This is a genomic window from Burkholderia sp. AU38729 (assembly GCF_020419725.1).
Classification (GTDB): Bacteria; Pseudomonadota; Gammaproteobacteria; order Burkholderiales; family Burkholderiaceae; genus Burkholderia.
Map to the genome: position 1 here is coordinate 116,747 of NZ_JAIZQO010000011.1, position 26,084 is coordinate 142,830.

The 26,084-nt window shown below is 67.5% G+C and carries 23 protein-coding genes; 13 read left to right on the top strand and 10 right to left on the bottom strand.

From position 1 onward, the window contains the following. Window positions 1-5: 5 nt before the first annotated feature. On the bottom strand, window positions 6-359 hold the full coding sequence (locus tag LGM56_RS27355) for a DOPA 4,5-dioxygenase family protein (RefSeq protein ID WP_089495996.1): 354 nt from the start codon (window positions 357-359) through the stop codon (window positions 6-8). A gap of 490 nt (window positions 360-849) precedes the next feature. Between LGM56_RS27355 and LGM56_RS27360 the strand changes: the two genes are divergently transcribed. Together LGM56_RS27360 and LGM56_RS27365 are read left to right on the top strand one after the other, a co-directional pair. Beyond that, complete coding sequence (locus LGM56_RS27360; RefSeq protein WP_226207244.1) at window positions 850-1,227, top strand: hypothetical protein; 378 nt, start codon at window positions 850-852, stop codon at window positions 1,225-1,227. A gap of 226 nt (window positions 1,228-1,453) precedes the next feature. Next, window positions 1,454-1,942, top strand: coding sequence for a hypothetical protein (locus LGM56_RS27365; RefSeq protein WP_226207245.1), 489 nt, complete (start codon window positions 1,454-1,456; stop codon window positions 1,940-1,942). A 231-nt stretch (window positions 1,943-2,173) separates the two neighbouring features. On the opposite strand, the gene hpnH is transcribed toward LGM56_RS27365, so the two are convergent. Next, complete coding sequence (gene hpnH, locus LGM56_RS27370) at window positions 2,174-3,334, bottom strand: adenosyl-hopene transferase HpnH (RefSeq protein ID WP_039349540.1); 1,161 nt, start codon at window positions 3,332-3,334, stop codon at window positions 2,174-2,176. 12 nt (window positions 3,335-3,346) lie between these two features. Beyond that, the gene (ispH, locus tag LGM56_RS27375) at window positions 3,347-4,288 is read right to left on the bottom strand and encodes a 4-hydroxy-3-methylbut-2-enyl diphosphate reductase (RefSeq protein ID WP_089495999.1); all 942 of its coding nucleotides are present in this window, start codon (window positions 4,286-4,288) and stop codon (window positions 3,347-3,349) included. Window positions 4,289-4,690: 402 nt separating this feature from the next. Here ispH and LGM56_RS27380 point away from each other — a divergent pair, with 402 nt between their 5' ends. Continuing rightward, window positions 4,691-5,878, top strand: coding sequence for a glycosyltransferase (locus tag LGM56_RS27380; protein ID WP_011353722.1), 1,188 nt, complete (start codon window positions 4,691-4,693; stop codon window positions 5,876-5,878). 121 nt (window positions 5,879-5,999) lie between these two features. On the opposite strand, the gene LGM56_RS27385 is transcribed toward LGM56_RS27380, so the two are convergent. Both LGM56_RS27385 and hpnA read right to left on the bottom strand, forming a co-directional pair. Continuing rightward, window positions 6,000-7,442, bottom strand: a complete 1,443-nt coding sequence (locus LGM56_RS27385) for a phage tail protein (protein WP_226207246.1) — start codon at window positions 7,440-7,442, stop codon at window positions 6,000-6,002. A 108-nt stretch (window positions 7,443-7,550) separates the two neighbouring features. Further along, window positions 7,551-8,558, bottom strand: coding sequence for a hopanoid-associated sugar epimerase (gene hpnA, locus LGM56_RS27390; protein ID WP_059780150.1), 1,008 nt, complete (start codon window positions 8,556-8,558; stop codon window positions 7,551-7,553). A gap of 176 nt (window positions 8,559-8,734) precedes the next feature. Here hpnA and LGM56_RS27395 point away from each other — a divergent pair, with 176 nt between their 5' ends. The 3 genes from LGM56_RS27395 to LGM56_RS27405 all read left to right on the top strand — a co-directional run bounded on the left by LGM56_RS27395 (window position 8,735) and on the right by LGM56_RS27405 (window position 11,472). Beyond that, window positions 8,735-9,031: an acylphosphatase gene (locus LGM56_RS27395; protein ID WP_069253069.1), complete on the top strand. Its 297-nt coding sequence runs from the start codon at window positions 8,735-8,737 to the stop codon at window positions 9,029-9,031. Window positions 9,032-9,050: 19 nt separating this feature from the next. After that, on the top strand, window positions 9,051-9,950 hold the full coding sequence (gene rarD / locus LGM56_RS27400; protein ID WP_226207247.1) for an EamA family transporter RarD: 900 nt from the start codon (window positions 9,051-9,053) through the stop codon (window positions 9,948-9,950). Between the two features lie 397 nt (window positions 9,951-10,347). Then, a complete protein-coding gene (locus LGM56_RS27405) occupies window positions 10,348-11,472 on the top strand; it encodes an OpgC domain-containing protein (protein ID WP_226207248.1) in 1,125 nt (374 codons plus the stop codon). A gap of 46 nt (window positions 11,473-11,518) precedes the next feature. On the opposite strand, the gene LGM56_RS27410 is transcribed toward LGM56_RS27405, so the two are convergent. Next, on the bottom strand, window positions 11,519-11,725 hold the full coding sequence (locus tag LGM56_RS27410; RefSeq protein WP_089441397.1) for a hypothetical protein: 207 nt from the start codon (window positions 11,723-11,725) through the stop codon (window positions 11,519-11,521). Between the two features lie 120 nt (window positions 11,726-11,845). Next, complete coding sequence (locus LGM56_RS27415; RefSeq protein ID WP_089475860.1) at window positions 11,846-13,366, bottom strand: peptide MFS transporter; 1,521 nt, start codon at window positions 13,364-13,366, stop codon at window positions 11,846-11,848. Between the two features lie 503 nt (window positions 13,367-13,869). Between LGM56_RS27415 and LGM56_RS27420 the strand changes: the two genes are divergently transcribed. The 7 genes from LGM56_RS27420 to LGM56_RS27450 all read left to right on the top strand — a co-directional run bounded on the left by LGM56_RS27420 (window position 13,870) and on the right by LGM56_RS27450 (window position 21,743). Continuing rightward, window positions 13,870-14,448 (top strand): cupin domain-containing protein, encoded by a 579-nt coding sequence (locus LGM56_RS27420; RefSeq protein WP_069252724.1) that lies wholly within the window; start codon window positions 13,870-13,872, stop codon window positions 14,446-14,448. A gap of 179 nt (window positions 14,449-14,627) precedes the next feature. Beyond that, window positions 14,628-16,241: a peptide ABC transporter substrate-binding protein gene (locus tag LGM56_RS27425; RefSeq protein ID WP_226207249.1), complete on the top strand. Its 1,614-nt coding sequence runs from the start codon at window positions 14,628-14,630 to the stop codon at window positions 16,239-16,241. 11 nt (window positions 16,242-16,252) lie between these two features. Beyond that, on the top strand, window positions 16,253-17,191 hold the full coding sequence (locus LGM56_RS27430) for an ABC transporter permease subunit (protein WP_089496009.1): 939 nt from the start codon (window positions 16,253-16,255) through the stop codon (window positions 17,189-17,191). 13 nt (window positions 17,192-17,204) lie between these two features. Beyond that, window positions 17,205-18,107, top strand: coding sequence for an ABC transporter permease (locus LGM56_RS27435; RefSeq protein WP_089496010.1), 903 nt, complete (start codon window positions 17,205-17,207; stop codon window positions 18,105-18,107). A gap of 1 nt (window position 18,108) precedes the next feature. Next, on the top strand, window positions 18,109-19,101 hold the full coding sequence (locus LGM56_RS27440; RefSeq protein ID WP_089496011.1) for an ABC transporter ATP-binding protein: 993 nt from the start codon (window positions 18,109-18,111) through the stop codon (window positions 19,099-19,101). After that, window positions 19,098-20,117: an ABC transporter ATP-binding protein gene (locus tag LGM56_RS27445; protein ID WP_226207250.1), complete on the top strand. Its 1,020-nt coding sequence runs from the start codon at window positions 19,098-19,100 to the stop codon at window positions 20,115-20,117. Before LGM56_RS27440 ends, LGM56_RS27445 begins: the two co-directional genes overlap by 4 nt. A gap of 165 nt (window positions 20,118-20,282) precedes the next feature. Next, window positions 20,283-21,743 (top strand): OprD family porin, encoded by a 1,461-nt coding sequence (locus tag LGM56_RS27450; protein WP_089496172.1) that lies wholly within the window; start codon window positions 20,283-20,285, stop codon window positions 21,741-21,743. Between the two features lie 55 nt (window positions 21,744-21,798). Here the strand turns inward: LGM56_RS27450 and LGM56_RS27455 are convergent, their stop codons facing one another. The 3 genes from LGM56_RS27455 to LGM56_RS27465 all read right to left on the bottom strand — a co-directional run bounded on the left by LGM56_RS27455 (window position 21,799) and on the right by LGM56_RS27465 (window position 25,833). Next, the gene (locus LGM56_RS27455) at window positions 21,799-22,794 is read right to left on the bottom strand and encodes a DedA family protein/thiosulfate sulfurtransferase GlpE (protein ID WP_226207251.1); all 996 of its coding nucleotides are present in this window, start codon (window positions 22,792-22,794) and stop codon (window positions 21,799-21,801) included. 153 nt (window positions 22,795-22,947) lie between these two features. Then, complete coding sequence (locus LGM56_RS27460; protein ID WP_039349596.1) at window positions 22,948-23,217, bottom strand: hypothetical protein; 270 nt, start codon at window positions 23,215-23,217, stop codon at window positions 22,948-22,950. Window positions 23,218-23,487: 270 nt separating this feature from the next. Next, window positions 23,488-25,833: a phosphocholine-specific phospholipase C gene (locus tag LGM56_RS27465; protein WP_226207252.1), complete on the bottom strand. Its 2,346-nt coding sequence runs from the start codon at window positions 25,831-25,833 to the stop codon at window positions 23,488-23,490. Between the last annotated feature and the right edge of the window lie 251 nt (window positions 25,834-26,084).

A 26,084-nucleotide genomic window follows, 5' to 3' on the forward strand; every position in this document is an offset into this window, starting at 1 on the left:
GGCTGTTATCCGGCCAGCGCGTCGAGATTCAGCTGATACGACTTCCCGATCCACACCGCGCAATCGCGATGGTCGCGCAGTTCGTCGTTCGTATTCGGATGCAGGAAGATGTCGAGCGCGCCGTGGTTCAGCACGAGCCACGGCACGATCTCGTCGAAGCGCGCGGCGTCGAATGCGATCTGGTACGACCAGGCCGGATGCGGGCCGACGAGGCGTTCGTGAAAGCGGCCGAGTTCGATGACCGCGCCGAACCGTTCGTCGACGAGCTGGCGAAACGCCCAGGCCGCGTCGCGGCTGGCCGCATCGAAATAGACGTGTGCGTGCCAACTGTGGATGGTGGTGGTGTCGAGGGCTGCCATGGAAGGACTCGATGAGAATGGGAATGCATGAGGTGCCGTGCGAAACGGCCGATGCTTGATTATCGCGCGTCCTTGCCGTGCACGTCGTGTCGCGATCCGGCAATTGGATTGGGATGACTTGTCCTGAATCACGAAAAACGTTCGATTCGATTGGGCCGGCGATTGCGGTATCCACGCGCGATATCACGCCGGAAGCCTTGTCGGCGGGTGCGCCGGTGGTGATCGCATCGGCAACATGTCATTTCCGAAATTGAAAAAGCGCGGCGTGCGCTGCTTCGGATCGTCTGAACAAACGCGATCAGGGCGTTGAATGAAATAAAGAAATGCCTGTTTGGCGGGATTCGCGCATGACGCGATTTGCGCACCGGGTGTCGACACCGAAAATATCAATTGCAGAATCGGCTATTCATACGGAATGCAGCGCGTCATACGATGGTTTCAACGCATCGTCGAATACGATCGATGCGGGGACAACCACCTGGAGGCCACTATGCGATCCCTCGTTCCCGTTGCGGTACTTTCCTGCGCACTCGTTGCGCTGCCCGCCGTCAGTTTCGCCCAGTCCGCTGTGACCGACGGCGCATCGAATGCGTCGCTGTCGAGCTGGTCGGCGGCGCGTGCCGAGACCGACGCGCAACTGGTGCAGATGACGCGCGCGGGTTATCGCGCAACGTCGGCCGGCAACCAGAACTATCCGCTTGCGATGCAGCGTGCACTCGAACGTGTCCACAACCCGGTGCCGGACCGGTCGCGCGAAGCGCGTGCCGCGATGGAAGCGCGCGCCGCGCGCGACGTGCAGGGCGGCCATCCGGTCAAGGCGTTCTTCGTGAAGACCGCGTACTACCTGAAGGGCGAGAACACGTTCTGATGCAGGAGACGAGCATGCCTTGCACGATCCGATTTGCCGGCGGCGGCGTGCGCGCGTCGGCGCCGCGCCGGCCGCCGGACGCACGAGCGACGCAACGGCGCGACGATGGGCACGGCGCGCGGCGTCGTGCGCAGCATCTGCGCGATGCGCGCCGCGACGCCGTTGCGTGCCGCATCGCATGGCCGGCTTTCGACGCGAGCGATGCGCCCGCCGACGGGAGCCCATCATGAAGGGCGCCCGGAAGAACCGTCGCCACGTGCCGCTGACCCGCGAGTGGCTGCTGCCGCTGCCGCCCGTGCATGCGCGCGACATCTCGCTGAAATGCCACATGGCGCTCGTCGCGCTGCGTAGCGGGCATGGCAGCGAGGCGCTGCTGATGCGCTTGCGCACGAGCGTCTACCTGGTGTTCCTGGCGCTCGACGATGCGGTGTTTGCAGATGCGGACATCGACCTGTGCGTCGACGCGGAGCGTGCGCTCGATACGGGCGTGGCGCGCGCCGCGCAAAGCGGCGCATGGACGCTGCGCGACGACGAATGCGCGGTGCTCGAGCAGGTGCTTACGGCGCACGACACGTGCGTCACGACGCTCACGCGGCATCGGCTGGCCGAGCTGTGGGAGCACGTCTGCGCGTTTGCATCGAGCGGCCAGCCGGCGCTCGTCGCGGGCGCGGCGCAGAAGATGCGCCTGCATGCGGCCGAATCGCTGGCCGCGTAGCGTCGCACCGGTTTCGCAGGGAGGATGGAGGAGACAGGGCCGGCCGCACCGGCGCAGCCCACACAGTCGCGCTGATTCAGCGCAGGCGTGGCTGTCGCGGCAATCGATACGGTGACGGCGAAACGCGAGGCAAAACCGCGGCCCAAAACAAAAGCGCCACGGAGCGGACTCCGTGGCGCTTCATCTTTTCCCGCCGGCGCGGAGGCGTGGCCTCCGCGTGGCGAAACGCGCTTAAGCTGCGGCTGCCGGCTTCGCCGCCTTTTGCAGCTTGCCCTTGCCGGCGCGCTGGATTTCCTCGAGCTTGATCTCGACGTGACGCGAGAACACGTACTCGGCCGGGCGCTGCTTGTCGATCGGAATGTCCGGAGCGAACGGGCCGTCGGTCTTGATGCCCTTGCGGCTCACGGCGAACGCCTTCAGCGGATGCGCCATCGTGTCCATCACGGCGGTCGCTTCGAAGCCGCAGTGGACCATGCAGTCCGCGCACTTCTCGTAGTTGCCGACGCCGTAGTTGTCCCAGTTCGTGTCTTCCATCAGTTCCTTGAAGGTCTTCACGTAACCTTCGCCGACCAGGTAGCACGGCTTTTGCCAGCCGAACACCGTACGCGCCGGGTTGCCCCACGGCGTGCACTTGTACGTCTGGTTGCCGGCCAGGAAGTCGAGGAACAGCGACGACTGGCTGAACGACCAGCGCTTGCCGCCTTCTCCGCGCTTCAGGATTTCGCGGAACAGGTTCTTCGTCTTGTCGCGGTTCAGGAAGTGCTGCTGATCCGGCGCGCGCTCGTACGCGTAGCCCGGCGACACGGTGATGCCGTCGACGCCGATCGGCTTCAGCGTATCGAAGAACTTCGCGACGCGCTCGGGGATCGCATCGTTGAACAGCGTGCAGTTGATGTTCACGCGGAAGCCGCGGCGCTTCGCTTCCTTGATGGCCGCGACCGCCTTGTCGTACACGCCTTCCTGCGACACCGAGTGGTCGTGCATCTGCGCGTCACCGTCGAGGTGGACCGACCAGACGAAGTACGGGCTCGGCTGGTAATCGTCCATCTTCTTTTCCATCAGCAGCGCGTTCGTGCAGAGGTAGACGAACTTCTTGCGCTTCATGATGCCGCGGACGATTTCCGGCATTTCCTTGTGCAGCAGCGGCTCGCCGCCCGCGATCGACACGATCGGCGCGCCGCACTCGTCGACCGCTTCCAGGCATTCCTGGACGGACAGACGCTGGTTCAGGATGGGGTCCGGGTAATCGATCTTGCCGCAGCCGTTGCACGCGAGGTTGCAGCGGAACAGCGGCTCGAGCATCAGCGCGAGCGGATAGCGTTTGTTGCCGGACAGGTGTTGGCGCGTGATGTACGCGCCGACGCGGACTTGCTGGAGCAGCGGAATAGACAAGAGATGTCCTCCTTAAACTTCGCGGGCGACAGCTTGCGTGAGCTTCGCCGGCAGCTTGAATTCGACTTTTTCCTCACGGCCCGCCATCGTCGTGACGTCGACGGGACCCAGCGCGCGCAACGCGCCGATGACATCTTCGACCATCTCCTCGGGCGCGGACGCCCCGGCGGTCAGGCCCACGGTTTTCGCATTCGCGAACCATTCGGCCTTGACTTCCGAACCGTCGGCGACGAGATAGCTCGGCACACCGCTTTCGGTGCCGATCTCGCGCAGGCGGTTCGAGTTCGAGCTGTTCGTCGCACCGACGACCAGCAGCACGTCAACCTGTTCGCTCAGCTCGCGCACGGCGGCCTGGCGATTTTGCGTCGCGTAGCAGATGTCGCGCGTGTCCGGGCCGACGAGGTCGGTGAACCGGCGCTGCAGCGCTTCGATGATGCCGCGCGTATCGTCGACCGACAGCGTGGTCTGCGTAATGTACGCGACCGGCGTGTCGACGGGCAGCGTCAGCGTAGCGACTTCGGCTTCGCTCTGCACGAGGATCACCTCGGCCGGAATCTGGCCGATCGTCCCCTCGACTTCCGGGTGGCCCGCATGGCCGATCAGGATCAGCCGGCGGCCCGCCGCGACATACTGGCGGCCTTGCACGTGCACTTTCGTGACGAGCGGGCAGGTGGCGTCGAGTACGTCGAGCCCGCGCGTTTCCGCGTCGCGCTCGACCGTCTGGGCGACACCGTGCGCGCTGAAGATCGCGACAGCGCCGTGGGGCACCTCGTCGAGTTCCTCAACGAATCGGGCCCCTTTATTACGCAGATTTTCGACGACATGCCGGTTATGCACGATCTCATGACGCACATAGACCGGCGCACCGTGCTGTTGCAGCGCGCGATCGACGATCTCGATCGCACGGACAACCCCCGCACAAAAGCCGCGGGGCTGGGCAAGGATGACTCGCATAAGTGAGCGAACTCCGACGACAGACGCCGGGGTTCGAGGAGCTGGCACTCGCTCGCTCGCCCCGGCTTGATGTTATGAAGGCAGGAACGAACCGGCCGGCCAGGCCCCGGAACCCCGAATTAATCGCGCATTTTAACTCTATCGGGAAGTCCTTGCTCTGGTGCTGTGTCCGGCGTGTTGCATTTGCGGGAGAACCGCGTCGGCGCTGGCGCGCGCGGAACCCAGTAAACTACGCGGTTTCGCGGGCAGCCGCTCCGGCTGCCCGGCGTCGCGCTCATTTCAAGGCCATTCGATGACCGTCGATTCTTACGCGTATTGCCCGTCCGCCCGTGCGGTTTCGGGTGTTTTGTTCCCGACCCCTATTGATTTTGCCGATGCCGGCGCCCGACAGGAGGCGCGCCGATGATGCTGGTTCTTGCATTCCTGGTGTCCGGCCTGTCGCTGATGATCTGGATCGTGCTGCTCGTCGCGCGCGGCGGCTTCTGGCGCGCGGTGCCCGCGCGGCCGCTGCCGCCCGAGGCGCGCGGCGCGGCGGCCGAGGCCGGCTGGCCGGCCGTCGTCGCGGTCGTGCCGGCGCGCAACGAGGCCGACGTGATCGCCCGGGCGGCGACTTCGCTGCTCGAGCAGGATTACCCGGGCGACTTTCATCTGATCATTGTCGATGACCACAGCGACGACGGCACCGCCGACGCAGCCCGCGCGGCCGCGCTCGCGATCAACCGCGCCGACCGGCTGACGGTGCTGGCCGCGAAGCCGCTGCCGGCCGGCTGGTCGGGCAAGGTGTGGGCGCAGTCGCAGGGGATCGCCGCGGTGCAGACGCTCGGCCTGCCGGCCGACTACCTGCTGCTGACGGATGCCGACATCGGCCATCCGCCCGACGCCGTCGCGCAGCTCGTCACGCGCGCGCAGGCCGAGAACCGCGATCTCGTGTCGCTGATGGTGCGGCTGCGCTGCGATTCGTTCTGGGAAAAGGCGCTGATCCCGGCGTTCGTGTTCTTCTTCGCGAAGCTCTACCCGTTCTCGTGGATCAACAACCCGCGCAACCGGACGGCCGGCGCCGCGGGCGGCTGCATGCTCGTCAAGCGCACGGCGCTCGAGGAAGCGGGCGGCATCGAGTCGATCCGCGGCGCGCTGATCGACGACTGCAGCCTTGCCGCGCAGATCAAGCATCGCGGCGAAGGCCGCCATCCGATCCGGCTCGACCTGGCCGACCGCAGCGTGTCGCTGCGCCCGTACGACAGCTGGCGCGACATCTGGAACATGATCGCGCGCACCGCGTTCACGCAGCTGCACTACTCGCCGCTGCTGCTGGCCGGCACGCTGCTCGGGATGACGATCATCTATCTCGTGCCGCCCGCCGCGGCGCTCGCGTACGGTGCGCGCGCGTGGCCGGCGTGGCTCGCGTGGGCGTCGATGTGCGCCGCGTATGCGCCGATGCTGCGCTACTACCGGCGCTCGCCGCTGTGGGCGCCGGCGTTGCCGCTCGTCGCGCTGTTCTACGTCGGCGCGACGTTCGCGTCCGCGTGGCGCTACTGGCGCGGCAAGGGCGGCCAGTGGAAGGCGCGCGTGCAGGCGCCGGTGGATCGCTGAGTCTTGCCCGGGAGGCGTGCCTCCCGGCAGCCGGAAAGCACACAGCCCGATCGGTGGAAACCGGTCGGGCTGTTTCGTTTTGGACGGTGCCTGTTCGGCGGGCGGTGCGGCTTGCCGGCGTTTAGCGCTGCGTCAGCATCATGTACATCTGGACCACCACATCCGGCGAGAACGTGAACGGCACCCAGCCGTAGCCCGTATGGCGCGCCACCAGCAGGCGGTCGCCATTCGACTGCTTCTGCACGGCCATCATCGGGTTCTTCGTCGTCACGAAGCGCCAGCCGGCCGGGATGCCGGGCGGCGGCTCGGGCTGCATCGACGCACGCGCATGCGCGAGTTCCTCGATCAGCTGGCCCAGTTGTTCCGGATGCAGCGTGATCGATTCGCCGTTGATGGTCAGCGTGAGTTCGTTCTGCGTCGGGCGCGACACGTGCAGCGTCGCTTTGTCGGACGGGGCCGGGGTGGTGGCGACGTCGGCTTCAACCGGCGTTTCGGCTTGCGCCGTCGCGACGATGGCCGTGTCAGCGTCGGCCGTTGCATCCACCGTTTCGGCCGCCGCCGCCGCGGGCGCGATCACGGCCGGTTCCGCCGCCGGCGTACCGGCCGGTGCAGGTTCGACGACTTCGGCTGCCACTGCCGTGGCGGCGACTGCGCTCGTCGCGGCTTCCTTGACGACGGCCTCGACCAGCGCCTCGGCGTCGGCGATGGCCTTCGCGTGGTGCTGTGCAGCCGCTTCGGCTTGTGCGATCGCTTCGGCATGACGCTGCGTGACGGCCTCCGCCTGCGCGGTGGCATCGGCGTGGCGCTGCGCGGCCGCCTCGGCCTGCGCGATCGCTTCGGTATGGCGTTGCGTGACGGCTTCGGCCTCGGCGGTCGCCTCGGCATGACGCTGCGCGGCGGCCTGCGTTTCCGCGATCGCCTGCGTGTGCTGCTGCGCGAGCGCTTCGGCTTCCTTGATCGCAGCCGTATGGCGCTGCGCGGCAGCTTCGGCTTCGGCGATGGCAGCCGCGAGACGCTGCGTGGCCGCTTCGGCTTCGGCAGTGGCTTCCGCGTGCCGCTTCGCGGCGGCCTCGGCTTCGACGGTCGCGGCTGCATGGCGCTGCGCGGCCGCTTCGGCTTCGGTGGCAGCCGCGTGATGGCGCTGCGCGGCGGCCTCGGCTTCGGCGATCGCTGCCGCGTGGCGCTGCGACGCCGCTTCGGCATCCGCATGACGCTGCGCGAGTGCTTCGGTCAGCGCGGTGGCTTCCGCATGGCGCTGCGACGCGGCTTCGGCTTGCGCGGTGGCATCGGTATGACGCTGGGCGGCGGCTTCGGCCGCGGCGGCCGCGCTGGCATGGCGCTGCTGCGCCGCCTCGGCATCGGCTGCTGCTGCCGTGTGGCGTTGTGCGGCGGCCTGCGCTTCGGCTTCCGCGGCGGCGTGACGCTCGGCCGCGGCCCGGGCCTCCGCTGCCGCGGCGCGCGCGAAGGCTTCGGCGCTGCGGGCCGCCTGCTGCGCGGCGTGGTGATCGTGGAGGAGCTGATCGACGCCCGTGGCGAGCGAAGCGATCTGATCGTTCAGGTTCATGCGTGTCTTCTCTGCGTAAGACCCGCGATTTTAACCGCTGCGCCGGTAGCGGGCCGCGCGCGACGTGTAACAAAGTGCGCAAAGCGGCGTGAAGCACGCCGCTTTGTGTTACTTCAGGTAGCCCGCGGCGCCGAACCAGTCGAGCGCATCGCGCAGCCCTTCACGGTACGGGCGCGCCCGGTAGCCGAGTTCGCGCTCGGCCTTCGCGGACGTGAAATACATCTTGTTCTTCGACATCCGCAGCCCGTCCACGGTGACGAACGGCTCCTTCTTCGTGAACTTCGCGACCGCTTCCGCACCGACCGCGAGCGGGTAGAGCGGCCAGCGCGGCAGCGCGATCGTCGGCGCCTTGCGGCCCGTCATCTGCGCGATGTCGGCCAGCATCTGCTGCAGCGGCAGGTTCTCGCCGCCGAGGATGTAGCGCTCGCCGATCCGGCCGCGCTCGAGCGCGAGGAAGTGGCCGTGCGCGACGTCGTCCACATGCACGAGGTTCAGCCCCGTGTCGACGAACGCGGGAATCTTGCCGAGTGCGGCTTCGACGATGATGCGGCCGGTGGGCGTCGGCTTCACGTCGCGCGGGCCGATCGGCGTCGACGGATTGACGATCACGGCCGGCAGCCCTTCGTCGGCGATCATCCGCTCGACCGCGCGTTCCGCCAGCACCTTGCTGCGCTTATAGACGCCGATCGCCTGCTCGGCCGTGAGCGGCCGGTTTTCATCGGACGGATCGCCGGCGCTCGTCACCTTCAGCGTCGCGACGCTGCTCGTATAGACGATCCGCTCGACGCCTTCCGCGCGCGCCGCGCGCATCGTCGCGACCGCGCCCTCGAGGTTCGCCCGCTCGATCTCGTCAGGGTCGGGCGCCCACAGCCGGTAGTCGGCCGCCACGTGCAGCAGGTAGCGCACGCCGCGCAGCGCGGCGCGCATCGACGCCTCGTCGCGCATGTCGCCGGTGACGATCTCGGCGTCGAGATCCGCCACGTTCGTGCGCGGGCTGGTCGGGCGCACGAGCACGCGCACCGCATAGCCTTTCTGCTGCGCAATGCGCGCGACGGCCGAGCCGACGAAGCCGGATGCGCCGGTGACGAGAACGAGATCGCGGGAGGTATCAGTCATGCGTTTCCTTCAGGGCCGCGCGCGGGCGGCGCGGCGGTTGAGCATCGGCGAGATTGTACGTGGTCGGCGCGGGCGGCGACGCCAGGCCGTGACGGGCACGAAGCGGCTCCGGCCCGTGTGCGAAGCGGCCGACGCGACTACAATGCCGGGCTTGAATGCAACGGGAGGGCGACGCGATGAGCCGCAATGAACTGGACGAACGGATCGAGACCTACTACGTGCGGGTGCGCGGCGTCGTGCAGGGCGTCGGCTTCCGTCATGCGACGGTGCGCGAGGCGCATGCGCTGAAGCTGCGCGGCTGGGTCGCGAATCTCGAGGACGGCACCGTCGAGGCGATGATCCAGGGCCCCGGCGCGCAGATCGACCGGATGCTCGCGTGGCTGCGCCACGGGCCGCCGGCCGCGCGCGTGACCGAGGTGACGTTCGAGGAACGCAAGACCGAGAAACGCTTCGAGCGCTTCCAGCAGCAATAAGAAGAGGCGCGGAACGATCATGACGGGGTATCCGGAGGCCGGGCGCGGCCTCGTGTTGTCGGTGATGGCGTCGACACTGTTCGCGCTGATGTCCGCTTACGCGAAACTGCTGGCGCCGCTCACGGGGCTCGACATCTTCGCGTGGCGCGTGTTGTGGACCGCGCCGGGCGCGCTCGCGCTGATCGCGCTGCGCGGCCGTTGGCCCGCGCTCGTCGACCTCCTGCGGCGCAGCGTGCGCGACTGGCGCCTGCTGATTGCGCTGCCCGTGAGCGCCGCGCTGCTCGGCGTGCAGTTGTGGCTGTTTCTGTGGGCGCCGCTGCACGGCCGCATGCTCGAAGTGTCGCTCGGCTATTTCCTGCTGCCGCTGACGATGGTGCTCGTCGGCCGCTTCTACTATCACGAACGGCTCGATCCGCTGCAATGGACGGCGGTCGCGTGCGCCGCGCTCGGCGTCGCGCACGAAGTGTGGGCGACGCGCGCGTTCGCGTGGCCGACGCTCGTCGTCGCGCTCGGCTATCCGCCGTATTTCGTGCTGCGCCGGCGGATCAACGCCGATTCGCTCGCCGCGTTCGCGGTCGAGATCGTGCTGCTGTGCCCGATCGCGTTCGCGATGGTCGCGACGAGCACGACGCAGGTGGCCGACCACGCGGTGCTGTGGGCCGTGCTGCTGCCGGGCCTCGGCGTGCTCAGCACGCTCGCGCTCGCCAGCTACCTGAAGGCGAGCCGGATGCTGCCGATGGCGCTGTTCGGGATTCTCGGCTACGTCGAACCCGTGCTGCTCGTCGCGGTGTCGCTGCTGCTGCTCGGCGAGACGCTGAGCATCGCGAAGCTCGCGACGTACGGGCCGATCTGGGTCGCCGTCGCGCTCACCGCGTGGCACAGCGCGATGCTGATGCGGCGCCTGCCCGCGCACGGATAAACGTCGATCGCGACGCGGCGGCTGCATGCGGCGTGCCGCGTCGCGCCTCGCAAAACCACCACGCCGCAGCGGTCGAACCCATCGATGCTGACCGCAAACTGGCGTCGCGCTGGCGCGAGTCTGGCGACGCTGCCCGCCTTGCGCGACAAGGCTCGCACGTGTAATCGAACAGAAGATTCGGTTGCACTTTGTTACTTAGGGTCTCCCCGGATCGGCCAGTAGACTGACCTTACCGACTTCCCTTCGTATGCAGCCTTTCAATGAACGGTCATCTCCGTGCCTGGCCGGCCGGGTTGGCGCGATGCGGGCATACGCGTATCGCCGCTGATCGCGCTCGCCTGCTTCTCCCCGATCCATTCTCCGGTGCGTGCCGCACCGCCGTCGTGCAGGGGGGCTCATGTCGTTGAGCCCGCCGCCTTCCGCCACGTTTGCGCCGTCGCGCAGCGGCCGCCTGATCGAAGTCGATTTCTTCCGCGGCATCGTGCTGTTGATGATCGTCGTCGATCACATCGGCGCGAGCGTGCTGTCGCGCGTCACGCTGCACGCATTCGCGCTGTGCGATGCGGCCGAGGTCTTCGTCTTTCTCGGCGGCTTCGCGACCGCGAGCGCCTATGGCGCGATTGCCGAGCGGCACGGCGCGCGCGCCGCGCAAAAGCGCTTCGTGCGCCGCGCGATGCAGATCTACCGCGCGTTTCTCGCGACCTCGACGCTGATGCTCGTCGTGTCGGCCGCGCTCGACCACTACGGGATCGATGCGCCGAACCTCGCGCTCGACGACGTCAGCGTGATGCTCGCGTCGCCGCTGACGGGCGCAGCCGAGCTGCTGACGTTCCAGCGTCAGCCCTATCTCGCGTCGGTGCTGCCGATGTACGTGCTGTTCGCGCTCGCGTCGCCGGTGCTCGTGCCGTTCGCGCGCCGGCATCCGTGGCTGCTGGTCGCGCTCAGTATCGCGTCGTGGCTGACGGCGGGCTGGCTCGGCCCCGAGCTGCTGGATGCCGACGGGTTCCGCTGGAGTTTCAATCCGTTCGCGTGGCAACTGATGTTCGTCGCCGGCGTGCTCGCACGCTGCCAGCCGTTCTACCGGCGCATCGCGCTCGGGCGCTGGGGGGCCGCCGCGACGGGGCTCGCATGCGCGGTCGTGCTCGGCTGCGCGAGCTACAAACTGTTCTCGGGGCTGCCGCTGCCGGAAGGCGTGTTCAAGCGCGATCTCGCGCTGCCGCGCGTCGTGAGCTTCGCGGCCATCGCGTGGCTGATGGCCGATTGCGTGCGCTTCGGCTGGATCGCGCGGATCGCGCAGGGCGTGCGACCCGTCGTGGCCGTGGGCCAGCGCGGGCTGATCTGCTTCGTCGCGGGCGCGGCGATCTCGCTCGTCATCGATTCGCTGCTGCATCCGGTCGTGCGCAGCGCGGATCTGCGGCACGTCGGCGTGGGCCTCGTGGCCGACGCATGCGCGCTCGGGCTGATGATGGCCGTGGCCGGCTCGGGAACGTGGATCGCGCGGTGGCGCGGCGCGGCCGCATGAGGGGCGCGGGAAGCAGCGCGTGCGGCACGGAATGTGCCGCGCGGCGTCAGTGAGGTGAGTCGATACGGGAGCGGGGAACGGGGGTGGCGTCGTCGGATTCGGCGTCGTCGCGTTCGTCGGGCGCCGGATCGTCGCGTTCCGCGAGTACCGCGTCGGCTTCGGCCGCGGCGCGCGCGGCACGTATCGCGGTGCAGCGCTGAGCGTGCCGGATGTCCGACAGTATCCTCAAGAGCCGCGTTGCTTTGCTTTTCATCGTCTTCTCCCGCCAGTGCGCATCTCGCGAAGCGGATGCGCTTCCTGCAACCAGTGTAGGACGCGTTCGCGTGCCTGGCGGGAGAATGTGGCGTGCACGCCGCACGCCGAGGGATATTACTTACTGCGCGGTGGCGACGCCCTGCGCTTGCGGCGCTTCTTCGCGGCGCGCTTCTGCACAACGCTGGTGCTGGCGCGACAGGCGGTTCATCAGCGGCAGCAGCAGCAGCGCGAGCACCATGCCGATCGCGGCGAGCCAGCCGAGCTTCTCGAACAGCGACAGGTACAACGGCAGCGATTCGGTGGCCGGCAGTTCGTGCGACGGCATCTGCGCGAAGTTCGCGACGACGCTGCCCAGATACTGCGACACGCCGGTCGCGACGAAGTACGCACCCATCATGAAGCCGCTCATGCGCGCCGGCACGTAGCGGGCGATCATCGCGAGGCCGAGGCCGCTCACCAGCAGTTCGCCGAGCGAGTAGAGGCCGTAGCCCCACACCATGAACCACGACGACACGCGGCCGTCGACCGCGTAGCGGCCGCTGATCGTGAACACCAGGTAGCCGGCGGCCACCGCGCCGAAGCCGAGCGCGTACTTCGCGGCGACCGGCAGGTCGCGGCCGCTCTTCGCGACGGCGTTGTACACCCACACGAGAACCGGGCTCAGCAGCATGATCCAGATCGGGTTCAGCGCCTGGAACTGCGCGGCGCTCCACGTGAACAGCGTCGTGTCGAACAGCATGAAGCGCGGATCGACGTTGCGCAGCGCGAACAGCGTCAGCGACGTCGACATCTGCACGTAGAAGATGAAGAACAGGATCACCTGGCCGATCAGCACGAGCGCCGCGATCAGGCCCGCGCGCTCCGAGCGCTCCGACTTCGCGATCATGTACGCGAAGATCGCGAGGATCGCGAACGCCGCTGTCCACACGCTGGCGACGGCGAGCTGCTTGTGCTGCAGCACGTACAGCGTGATCAGCGCGAGCCCGACCCCGCCCAGCGCGACCGCGCCGAGGCGCTTCCAGCGGATCGGCTGGTCGTCCGGCAGCGAGCCGACGTGCGCGAGCGTGCGATGCATCAGCATGAAGTTGAGGATCGCGAGCAGCATGCCGCCGCAGCAGACCGCGAACGCGGCGTGCCAGCCCCAGTGATCCTTGATCCACGGCGTCGCGAGCATCGACACCGTCGAGCCGATGTTGACCGCCATGTAGTAGATCGTGAACGCGCTGTCGATGCGCGCGTCGTCACCTTCATAGATGCGGCGCACGAGGTTGGCCGCGTTGGCCTTGAACAGGCCGTTGCCGACGACGATCACGCCGAGCGACGCGTACATGTACGTCAGCTGATCGTTCGGGACCGACAGCATCAGGTAGCCGGCGCACAGCACGGCCGCGCCGATGATCATCGTGCGACGCGCGCCGAGCACCTTGTCGCCGATCCAGCCGCCGATCGACGGCGCCGCATAGACGAGTGCGGTGAACGCACCCCAGGTCAGGTTCGCATGGCTGTCGGTGAAACCGAGCCGGTCGACCATGAAGAGGACCAGGAGCGCGGCCATGCCGTAGTAGCCGAAGCGCTCCCACATTTCGATGAGGAAGACCGTCGTGAACGATCGGGTTTGTGAAACGGGTGGTTGCATCATCAATCTCGTTTGAAACGGACGGCACGGATCACGCGTCGTCTTTTTGGGGTCGAACTGGCGCCGGTGCACAATGGGGCCGGGTAGGCTACGTGCTGGCGATGGAACAGTCGGGCGGTTAGCCCGGGCCGGGGTCTGACTCCGCCGGGAATGGCGGAGAGGGGCCCCGACCGGCGCGCGCATGGTAACGGCTGCCGGTCCGGTGCGTCAGGTGTCTGCCACCTAGGGAAACTCCCAATGTGGCAGCAGCTTTCAGGAACATTCGTCTCATCATCTATTTGTAAGCTTTCGTGCAGGTCCTCCGAAGATTCCCGGAGAGCCGCTTGCAGCTTGCCTGTGAAGCCGGCGAGTCTGGCAAGATAGCGCGTCGTTTCGCTCGCTTCGTGTCCCGTTTAGTGCACCGGGCTTGACACCGAAGACGTGGGCGAACCCGAAGACTAAGCTATATCGTTCTAACTTAGTTATTTTCCATCAAACATTTTTTGACGATCACTTTTCGGCCTGCTATGGTTCCCCCCACTGAAAACTCGCGGGCTGCAGATGCTGCCGCGCTGGGCAGCAAGATTCGCGCGTTGCGCCAACGACTCAAGCGCACGCTCGACGACACCGCTACCGCCGCGGGGATTTCGAAGCCGTTTCTGTCTCAAGTCGAACGCGGGCTCGCGTCGCCGTCGCTGACATCGTTGGCCGGTATCGCGCACGCGCTCGGTGTGACGGTGCAGTACTTCGTGGATACGCCGAGCGAGGAACGCTCGGTGTGCCGAGGCGAGCAGCTGCGCTTCTTCGGGTTTGCCGATTCGGCGAACCTGTTCGCGCGGCTGACGAACGTATCCGAAGGGCGCCAGCTGGAGGCGATCCTCGTGAGGATGCCGCCGGGGCAGAAGCGGTCCGAGGTGACGACACATGCAGGAGAGGAGTTCCTGTATGTGATTGAAGGGGAAGTGTCGCTGACGCTGGAAGGCAAGACGTTCGTCCTGCAGGCCGGCGACAGCTCGCACTATCAGTCGACGGTCCCGCACAGCTGGGTCAACACCGCGAAGATCGAGTCGGTGGTGGTCTGGGTCGGTACACCGAGGCTGTTCTAACGCACAGGTATTCCTTCGTTTCGAAGACGGAATACCTGTCGAAAGAAACGTAAGGAATACTAAAATGCAATACGAGAATCACGGGCCTCCTCAATCGCTGCGCCCGTCAGCGTCTCAAGCGTAATCCGCGGCATCCGCCGCGCGACGCTCACCGAACAACCTTTCTCAAGACTGCCACGATGAAATCCTTGCATGCCATGTCGGCCGTGCTGGCCGCGCTCGCCCTGACGCCTGCCGCCCACGCCGTTACCGTTCCGTCGAACGTCGCGCTCGCGCCTCAACAGGACCTGACGCGACAGGTGCCCGCCGAAGTCGAATCGCTCGACCCCGCGCACATCGAGTCGTGGACCGGCAACACGATCGGCCTCGACCTGTTCGAAGGGCTGGCCCGCATCGATGCCGCCGGCCAGGTCGTGCCGGGCGTCGCGCTGTCGTGGGAGCGCAAGTCGCCGACGACGTGGATCTTCAAGCTTCGCCGTGACGCGAAGTGGAGCAACGGCCAGCCGGTGACGGCCGCCGATTTCGTCTATTCTTGGCAGCGCCTCGTCGATCCGAAGACGGGCTCGAAATACACGATCCTCGTCGAGTTCATCAAGAATTCGAAGGACATCATCGCAGGCAAGGCCGCACCGTCGACGCTCGGCGTGCGCGCGGTCGATCCGTACACGCTCGAGGTGACGACCGACGTGCCCGTCGCGTTCTTCCCCGAGCTGACCGCGATGGCGCCGCTCGTGCCGGTGAACAAGGACGTCGTCGCGAAGTTCGGCGATGCATGGACGCGCCCGGGCAACATCGTCAGCAACGGCGCCTACCAGCTCGTCGACTGGCAGCCGAACAACCGCATCGTGGCGACGAAGGACGCGAAGTACTGGAACGCGTCGAAGGTCGTGATCAACAAGGTCACGTACCTGCCGATCGAAAGCGACGAAACCGCGATGCGCATGTACCAGGCCGGCCAGATCGACTACAGCTACTCGATCCCGTCGGGCATCTTCCAGCAGGTCAGCAAGCAGTTCGGCGGCGAGCTTCGCCAGGGCCTGCAGCTCGCGACGTACTACTACTACCTGAACAACAGCGACGCGGCGCTGAAGGACAAGCGCGTGCGCCAGGCGCTGTCGATGGTGATCGATCGCGACGTGCTCACGTCGAAGCTCACGCAGGCCGGCGAGAAGCCGATGTACGGCCTGATGCCGAACGGCACGAAGGGCGTGCAGCAACCGTTTACGCCGGAATGGGCGTCGTGGCCGATGGCCAAGCGCATCGCGGCCGCGAAGGACCTGCTGAAGCAGGCCGGTTACTCGGACGCGAAGCCGCTGTCGTTCACGCTCACGTACAACACCAACGACCTGCACAAGAAGGTCGCGCTGTTCACCGCATCGGAGTGGCGCACGAAGCTCGGCGTCAACACGAAGCTCGAGAACGTCGAATTCAAGGTGCTGATGAAGCAGCGGCATGACGGCAAGGTGCAGATCGCGCGCGACGGCTGGTTCGCCGACTACAACGACGCGATGACCTTCTTCGACCTGATCCGCTGCGGCAGCGCGCAGAACACCGTCGGCTATTGCAACAAGCAGGTCGACACGCTCGTCGACGAAGGGAACCAGAAGCTCGACGACCAGGCGCGCGCCGCGCTGCTCACGCAGGCGCACGACACGGCGCTGAACGACACGCCGATGGTGCCGCTGTTCCAGTATTCGGCCGACCGTCTCGTGAAGTCGTACGTGGGCGGCTATTCGCTGAAGAACGTGATCGACATGCGTGCTTCGCAGGACATGTACCTGATCAAGCACTGAGCGGAGCGATCATGCTGGCCTACGCACTGAGGCGCACGTTGTGGGCGGTGCCGACGATCCTCGCGGTCGTCACCGTCTGCTACCTGCTCCTGCATTTCACGCCCGGCGGCCCGTTCGATACGGAAAAGCAGCTGTCCGCGGCCACGCTCGCGAACCTGAACGCGAAGTACCACCTCGACGAGCCGCTGTGGAAGCAGTACCTGCTGTACCTGAACGCGCTGCTGCACGGCGATCTCGGCCCGTCGTTCCGTTACGTCGACTGGTCGGTGAACGATCTCGTGAAGAAGGCGCTGCCCGTGAGCCTCGGCGTGGGCGGCGTGTCGATCCCGATCTCGATCGTGTGCGGCGTGCTGCTCGGCACCGTCGCGGCCGTGCGCCGCGACAGCTTCATCGACCGCTTCGTGATGCTGATCGGCAACTTCGGCAACGTCATCCCGCCGTTCGTGCTCGGCCCCGTGCTCGTGTGGATCTTCGCGATCCTGCTGAAGACGTCGTCCGGCAACGGCTGGCTGCCCGCGGGCGGCTGGGGTGACGGCGGCTGGCAGTACCGGCTGCTGCCGATCGTGCTGCTGACCTTCATCAACATGTCGCTGCTCGCGCGCGTGATGCGCGGCTCGATGATCGAGACGCTGTCGAGCAACTACATCCGCACCGCGCGCGCGAAGGGCCTGCCGGGCTCGACGATCGTGCTGCGCCATGCGCTGAAGCCCGCGCTGATGCCGGTCGTGTCGCTGTTCGGCACGGTCTGCATCACGTCGATCACGGCGGCCGTCGTCACCGAATCGGTGTTCGCGCTGCCGGGGCTCGGGCAGCTCGTCGTGAACGGTGCCATCAACCGCGACTACACGCTGGTGCTCGGCCTCGTCGTGCTGACGACCGTCTGCGCGGTGCTGTTCAACCTGCTGGTCGACCTCGCGTACGCGTGGCTCGATCCGCGCATCCGTTATTGAGCGAGGCACAGCGATGACTCCGACTACTCCCGTCGTCGGCCTGCCCGTGCAGACCGACTCGCCGCCGCGTTCGCGCTCGCCGCTCGCGCTTGCGATGGCGCGCTTCCTTCACAACCGTGCGGCCGTGTTCAGCCTCGTGCTGCTCGCGCTCATCACGCTTGCCTGTTTCGTCGGCCCGTGGCTGCTCGCGGCCGATCCTTCGGCAAGCGACTGGGGCTCGATCAGCCTGCCGCCGACCTGGGCCAACCAGCACTGGTTCGGCACCGACGAGCTCGGCCGCGACCTGCTGGTGCGCACGCTGATCGGCGGCCGCGTGTCGATCGAGGTCGGCCTGCTCGGCACGCTCGTGTCGGGCCTGTTCGGCGTCGCATGGGGCGCGACCGCGGGCTTCGCGGGCGGCCGTGTCGACTCCGTGATGATGCGCATCGTCGACATGATGTACGCGATCCCGTACCTGCTGATCGCGATCCTGATGATGACCCTGTTCGGCCGCTCGTTCATGCTGGTCGTGCTGACCATCAGCGCGTTCTCGTGGATCGACATGGCGCGTGTGGTGCGCGGCCAGACGCTGTCGCTGCGCAGCCGCGAGTTCGTCGATGCGGCACGGGCGATCGGCGTGACGCCGGCGTCGATCGTGCGGCGCCACATCGTGCCGAACCTGCTCGGCGTGGTCGTCGTGTACGCGACGGTCTCGGTGCCGGGCATCGTGCTGACCGAATCGGTGCTGTCGTTCCTCGGCCTCGGCGTGCAGGAACCGATGACGAGCTGGGGCGTGCTGATCCAGGACGGCGCGCAGAAACTGGAATCGACGCCGTGGCTGTTGCTGGCCCCGGCCGTCATGCTGTGCGTGACGCTTTACTGCGTGAACTTCGTCGGCGATGGCCTGCGTGACGCGCTCGACCCGAAGGATCGCTGAAATGGGTGCACTGCTGGAAGTAGACAACCTCGGCGTGCGCTTCACGCGCAAGGACGCGCCGCCGGTGGACGCCGTGAGCGGCGTGTCGTTCTCGCTCGAAGCCGGCAAGACGCTCGGCATCGTCGGCGAATCGGGCTCGGGCAAGAGCCAGACCGTGATGGCGATGCTCGGCCTGCTGGCCGGCAACGGCACGACCACCGGTGCCGCGCGCTATCGCGGCGACAACCTCCTCGAGATGGATTCACGCGCGCTGAACAAGATACGCGGCGACCGGATCGCGATGATCTTCCAGGATCCGATGACGTCGCTCAATCCGTTCCTGACGATCGAGCGCCAGATGACCGAGACGCTGCAGCTGCATCGCAAGCTGTCGCGCAAGGAAGCCACGAAGCGCGCGATCGAGGCGCTCGAATCGGTGCGAATCCCCGACGCGGCACGCCGCATCCGCATGTATCCGCACGAGTTCTCGGGCGGCATGCGCCAGCGCGTGATGATCGCGATGGCGCTGCTGTCCGAGCCGGAAATCCTGATCGCCGACGAGCCGACCACCGCGCTCGACGTGACCGTGCAGGCGCAGATCATCGACCTGCTGCGCGAGCTGAACCGCGAGCGCGGCACGGCGATCGTGCTGATCACGCACGACATGGGCGTGGTCGCGGGCCTCGCGGACGACGTGATGGTCATGTATGCGGGCCGCACCGTCGAATACGCGCCGGCCGAATCGATCTTCGCGGCGCCGTCGCATCCGTACACGATCGGCCTGCTCAACGCGCTGCCGCGCCTGACCGACGCGGACGATGCGCCGCTCGTCGCGATTCCCGGCAATCCGCCGATGCCCGGCACCGCGCCGGCCGGGTGTGCGTTCGCGAAACGCTGCACGTATGCGGAAGAACGCTGCGGCGCGGCGCGCCCCGCGCTCGAAACCTATGGCGCCGCGGGCGCGGTGCGCGCATGCCACCGTCCGGTGGCCGATCTGACGGGAGGTCTGCGATGAGCGTCAATGAACGCCGCCAAGCCGGCGCGACGGACGACACGCTGCTGTCCGTCGAGGGTCTGAAAGTGCATTTCCGCGTGCCGCTCGGCGGCTATCCGTGGTCGCCGAAGGGGACGCTGCGCGCCGTCGACGGCGTGTCGTTCGACGTGAAGCGCGGCGAGACCGTCGGGCTCGTCGGCGAATCGGGCTGCGGGAAGTCGACGCTCGCGCGCGCGCTGATCGGCCTCGTGCCGATGACGGCCGGCACGGTGAAATGGCGCGGCGAAGCCGTGGCGCCCGATCACCTGCGCGGCACCACGATGCGGCGCGAAGTGCAGATGATCTTCCAGGATCCGCTCGCGTCGCTCGATCCGCGCATGACGATCGAACAGGTCGTCGCGGAGCCGCTCGTCACGCACCAGCCCGGCCTCGGCCGCACCGAGGTGCGCCGTCGTGTCGTCACGATGCTCGAACGCGTCGGCCTGAACGCGCATCACCTGCTGCGTTATCCGCACGAATTCTCCGGCGGGCAGTGCCAGCGCGTCGGCATCGCGCGTGCACTGATCGGCGAGCCGAAGCTCGTGATCTGCGACGAGCCCGTCTCGGCGCTCGACGTGTCGATCCAGGCGCAGATCGTGAACCTGCTGCGCGACCTGCAACGCGAACTGTCGTTGTCCTATCTGTTCGTTGCACACGATCTGGCGGTGGTGAAGGCCATCAGCCAGCGTGTGCTCGTGATGTATCTCGGCCGCGTGATGGAGTTCGGCACGCGGCATGACGTGTACGGCGTGCCGCAGCACCCGTACACGAAGGCGCTGCTCGACGCGGCGCCGACGCCGGAGCCGGCGCGCGAGCGTGCTCGCCGTCCGATGCTGCTGGCGGGCGAGATGCCCTCGCCGCTCAACCCGCCGTCCGGCTGCGCGTTCCGCACGCGCTGCCCGGTCGCGATCGACGCGTGCGCGCAGGACGTGCCGCTGCCGGAAGTTCGGCAGGGGTCGGCCGCGCGTGTCGCGTGCATCCGCGCGGGTGCGGCGTGAGCTGAAGTGACGCAGCAAACATAACCAAGGCAGGTCAACAGGGGTAGGTGCGGCGCGAACGATCTTCGCGCCGCGGGTACAGGCGCGTCCTTAATCGGGCGCGCCGGGGGGCCGGGCGCGGATCGCAACCGGCGTGGACGATATCAACACAAGACGAGAATGACGATGAAAAAACAGAAGACGATCGGGACGGCATCGAAAATGCTGCTTGCCTGGGGGCTGCCGGCGCTCGCCGGTGTCTCGCTGACGGGCGTCGCGCACGCCGACGACGCGGCCCCCGCGCCGCTGACGGTCGCGCAGGCCGCACCGGGCACGACCGTTGCGCAGGCAACGACCCCGAACGCCATCATCAACGCCGAAGCGAACCAGGCCGTCACGCCGCCCGACGAGCCGTCGGCCCAGTCGCAGTCGAAGGGTTTCATTGCCGACAGCCATCTCAACTTCCTGTTCCGCAACTATGCGGACACGCTCGACGCCAAGGGCGGGCCGCATCGCCACGCGTGGGTTCAGGGCGCGATGGCGAACTTCGAGTCGGGCTACACGACGGGCCTGATCGGTATCGGCTTCGACGCATCGCTGTATGCGGCGCTGAAGCTCGACGGTGGCCAGGGCGCCGGCAGCATGGTGCACATCGCGAAGGGCGGCGGTGGCGGCAACCAGCTCGCCTGGGCCTATCCCGGCATCTACGACGTGAAGGCACGCATCTCGAACACGGTGGTCAAGTACGGTCTGCAGGCCGTCGACAACCCGTTCATGGAGCAGCACGACAACCGTGCGCTGCCGCCGACGTTCCTCGGTGCGACGCTCGTCAGCAATGAATTCAAGAACGTGATGCTCGAGGCCGGCAGCTTCACGAAGACCGACGCGCGCGGTCACACGACGCTCACCAACCTGACGACGCAATACGGCGGCACGCGCATCAACCGCCTGTCGTACGTCGGCGGCACGTGGGACTACTCGCCGAACGGCGAAATCGCGCTGTACGCGAACCAGGCCGACGACGTGTGGCACCAGTACTACGCGTCGGTGAAGCACAGCATCGGCAGCCCGCAGACGATCAAGTGGACGGGCTTCGGCAACGTCTACTCGACGCACGACACGGGCGATGCGCTGCAAGGCAAGATCAACAACAACGCATACAGCCTGTCGCTGGCCGCGCAGCACGGCCCGCACGAGCTGCTGCTCGGCTTCCAGCAGGTGCTCGGCGACCAGTTCTTCGACTACCTGAACGAAACGAACGGCATCTTCCTGACCAACTCGATGGACGTCGACTACAACGCGCCGCACGAAAAGTCGCTGCAGCTGCGTTACACGTTCTACGGCAAGGAAGCGGGCCTGCCGGGCTTCAAGGCAATGGTCTGGGGCGTGACGGGCTGGGGGGCGGACGGCAGCGCGGGTGCGGCGAACGACCCGAGCAAGTCGAGCATCTACTGGAGCAACGGCGCGCCGGTGCAGGGCCGTCACCACGAGTTCGGCTTCATCCCGTCGTACACGTTCCAGAGCGGCAAGCTGAAGGACACGAAGGTCACGTTCATCGCGATGTGGCACGCCGGCTCGGCACACTACTCGGACGCGACGAACACCGAGTACCGCCTGGTCGTGAACCTGCCGCTGCACGCGTTCTGATCGCAGGGGGCGCAGGCGCCCCCCGCCTCGCACGGCCGGCCTTCGATCGACGCGATCAGGCCGGCTTGTGCAGCCCCGCGACCGGATCGTTCGCAGCGGGCATCTCTTCCACGAGCGACGTGAGCTGGCGGCCGGTATCGCGCCATGCATCGAGGCCGCCGCGCAGCGCGAGCGCATCGGTGAAGCCGGCGTCGAGCAGGCGCTTCGCCATCAACGCGGCCGTGAACTCGTTCGGGCACGAGCAGTACACGACGAACTTCTGCGAGAACGGATAGCGCGCGACGATGTCGCCGATCTGGCGTTCGTCCGCGAACTGCGCACCGGGAATCGTGAACGGGTCGAGCTTGCGGTGCTCGGGCGAGCGCACGTCGAGGACCACCGGCGCGGACGTATCGCGCAGCATCGCGTCGAGCTCGTCGACGCCGACCCGCGCGCTCGCGAGCTGGCGGATCAGCGCGCGGCGGCGCATCCAGCGGATCGCCGCGTACACGGCCAGCACCGCGACGGCCACCAGCAGCGCCGCGCGGCCGAGCTGGCCCGCACCGGCGAACAGCCAGTCGATCTGGCGAGCGAACATCAGCCCGACCATCAGCCCGACGATCGTCCACAGCGCGGCGCCGAGCGCGTCGTAGCCGACGAACGTGCGATAGCGCGTGCCGAACGCGCCGGCCATCGGCACCGACACGAGCGACAGCCCCGGAATGAAGCGCGCGACGGCGAGCACGCGCACGCCGTAGCGGCCGAAGAAGCGTTCGGTTTTCTTCACGCAGCTGTCACGCGACAGCGACAGGCGGCAGATCGTCTTCAGCGTCGTGCCGCCGAAGCGCCGGCCGGCGAGGTACCAGACCGTATCGCCGATCAGCGCGCCGAGCACCGACAGCACGACCACCGTGACCAGTTGCGAGCCGATCATCGCCGGATGCATCGCGGACATCGCGCCGAACAGCACGAGCGTCGGCATCGCGGGCACCGGCAGCCCGATGGCCGCCGCGAGCACGTTGGCGAAGACGAGAAGCGGCCCGTATTGGGCGACGAGGTCGCGGAGGAGCATGACGGCTGGCCGAAAAAGGAAACGCGCGCGGAAAGCACGCAGATGGGCCGATTATCGGCCTTTTTCAAGTCAGCGGCGGGAATAACGCAACGTGCCTGACGGCGGCAGGCGGCGCGGTGAGCCGGCGCGTTGCGCGCGGCTCACCGTTCGAAATCAGGAGGAGGTGCGGGCGAGCGACGCGGCGCCGTGGTTTTCGCCGGGGAGCTCGGCGCCGTGCGAGCGGATCGCCGCGATCAGTTCGGCCGGCGTGATCTCGTAGCGGACTTCGCGGTGGATGCCGGGCTTGCGTTCGTCGATCTCGATCAGCAGCACGCTCTTGCCGTCACCGGTTGCTTCGAGCCGGAGCGAGCGCAGTTCGCGACCGTCGGTCGGGTCGTGTTCGGTGAGCAGGGTCATTGCCCCGGATGAGCCGGTAGTGCGCATCGAACCTATCCTCGTATCGTGGATGCCGTAGTGGCGAAGATGTCTTTGTTGAATGCAGCTTGGCGCAGTTTAACGCGAACGGGCCGCAATTCGGAGCAATTTCGTTGGGGGGAATTGAGGGCTGAACCATGGATCCATCTGATGTTTGAGCCGCGCCGGGCGGGCGTTTGCGCCGGATCGGGCACAGCCGCGGCCGGCGCCTGACCGCCGTGCGCGGCCGGGCCGGCCCGGGCGGCGACGCGCGGCGCGGCGCGCGTCGCCGCGGCGGCATCAGAAGCGGTCGGCGAGCCCCATCGCCGGGTCGCTGACCGAGTGGCGGCCGGTTTCGACGCGGCCGGCGACACGGCGCGAGAAACTCGCGTCGCTGTCCGCGGTGACGATGAAGTCGTACCAGTGGCCGGTCGAGTCGAGCTGCCAGTGCAGCTCGGCCTGGTCGCCGGCGCGCACCGTGACCGTCCACGTGGTACCGGTGCCGTGGCCATGACCCTGGCTGTTGCCGTCCTCGTTGCCGTGGCCACGACCGCGATCGTCGTGCGCACCATGGCCGGACAGCGGCCCGTAGACCTGGTTCGACTTCACGGTGAAGCGCACCGTCCCGCCGCCGTGGTTGTGCAGCTTCAGATGGAGGTTGCCGCTCGCGCCCGCATAGCCGACGCGCACTTCCGGCTGCGGCGCGCGTGCGCCGGCCAGGCGGCTGAGGTCGCCGGTGAAGCGGCGGTGATAGCCGTTCGGGCCCAGCACCCACAGGTCATATTTACCGCCGTTGTCGGCGCGCGCGGCCCAGTCGCCGTGCAGCGTCTTGCCCGGTTCGACGACGTAGCGCCTCGGCAGGCGGTCGAGGTGCAGCTTGTCATAGACGTGAAACACGGCGGCGGCGCGGCCCGTGTTCGCGAACTTCAGCGTGACCGCGCCGGTGCCGGCATCGGTACGCGCGCTGGCATGCAGTTCGTAAGGCAGCGCGCGCGACGGGCGCACGCCGGTCGCCTGGGCGGGCAGCGACGGCGCGGCCGGCGGCACGATCTTCGGCGCGGCCTGTTGCGCGGCGCTCAGCGCGTCGACCTGGCTTTTCGTCGTATGGCCCGCCAGCGTCGGCAGCGGTTCGTGGTTCGGCGAGCGGAAGTTGAACGCGCTCGTCAGGTCGCCGCACACCGCGCGGCGGTACGCGCTGATCTGCGGCTCCGCGACGCCGAAGCGCTTTTCGAGGAAGCGCAGCGTCGACGTATGGTCGAACACCTGCGAATTGACCCAGCCGCCGCGGCTCCACGGCGACACGACCCACATCGGCACGCGCGGGCCCGGGCCGTACGGACGGCCGTCGATCGCCGGCTGGCTCGACGTGGCCGGCGTGAAGTCGTGGTACTCGGCGGCGACGTCGGCGTCCCGCAGCGTGTGGCCGCCCGCGAGCGTGCCGTCGGCGTTACGCGACGGCACGGCCGGCGACGGCATGTGGTCGAAGAAGCCGTCGTTCTCGTCGTAGTTCACCAGCAGCACGGTCTTGCTCCATACCTCCGGGTTCGCCGTCAGCGCATCGAGCACGGCCTGCACGTACCAGCCGCCCTGCGCGGGGCTCGACGGCCCCGGATGTTCGCTGTACACGGACGGCGGGATGATCCACGACACCTCGGGCAGCGCGCCGTTGCGGATGTCGTCGCGGAACGATTCGAGGAAGCCGTACGGCATCGTGTTGCCGAACCCCTTCGCGAGCGGGCTCAGCGGATCGTCGATCGCCGGATCGTAGAACGCGCCGGCCGCCGTCACCGGCTGCGTGATGTCGGTCGACGCGACGTACGCCGGCCGGCGCGCGGGCGGCATCTGCTCGATCGCCGCGCGCCAGTGGCGGAAGCTCATCATCTCGTTGCAGCCGAAGTTGTCGATCAGGCTCTGGTACACCTTCCACTTCACGCCGGCCTGCTGCAGCCGGTCGGCGTAGGTGGTCCAGGTCCAGCCCTGGCTCGACGGGCCGATGTCGTTGCCGCCGTTGAACTGGTTGTTCAGCGCGGCGATCTTCACGCGGCTGCCGTCGGCCGGGCTGATGCCGTTCGGGCCGTTGGTGCCGCTCCAGTAGAACAGGCGGTTCGCGATCGTGCCCGTGTGCATCCCGCAGTGGTAGTGGTCGCACAGCGTGAACGCATCGGCGAGCGCGCGCTGGAACGTTACTTCCGCCGCGTCGTAATAGCCCATCGACAGCGGCGTCTTCGCGTCGGGCCAACGGTTCATCCGGCCGTGATCCCACGCGGCCTGCGCATCGGCCCACGTGTGCGGCGTGCCGCCCGCGCGCTGCGCGTTGCCCTGGTTTGCGTCGAGGTGATACGGCGTGACGGTGGTGGCGGGCGTCGCTTTCGTGTACGTCTGGTAGAACACGTCGGGGCCGTTCGGCGACGGCACCGCGAAGCGGTCGCCGTAACCGCGCACGCCCTTGAACGTGCCGAAGTAGCTGTCGAATGCGCGGTTCTCCATCATCAGCAGCACGACGTGCTTCACGTCCTGGATGGTGCCCGTTTCGTGAAACGCGGGAATCGCGAGCGCGCGGCGGATGCTCGGCGGAAACGCGGACAGTGCGGCGGCGGCGAGGCCGGAAGTAGCGGTTTGCTGGAGGAATTTGCGGCGTGACGTCATGGCGTTCGGGTCCTGTGATGATGGGAGCGTTCGTGACTTCGTCTGGCGGCGCCCGTGCATCGCCCCCCTGGGACGATTCGCGCGGAGTGTGCGTTCGAGTGCATCGGCCGCGTGTGGCGGAGGTGCGTGCATCGCGCGATGCGTGGTGTCGCGCGGATGCGTTGGCCGTCGCCGCGATCCCGTGCAACGCGCGCTCGTGATGCGCGGCCGGGACGCCGGCACACACCGGCCCGGCACATGCCGGGTTGGGC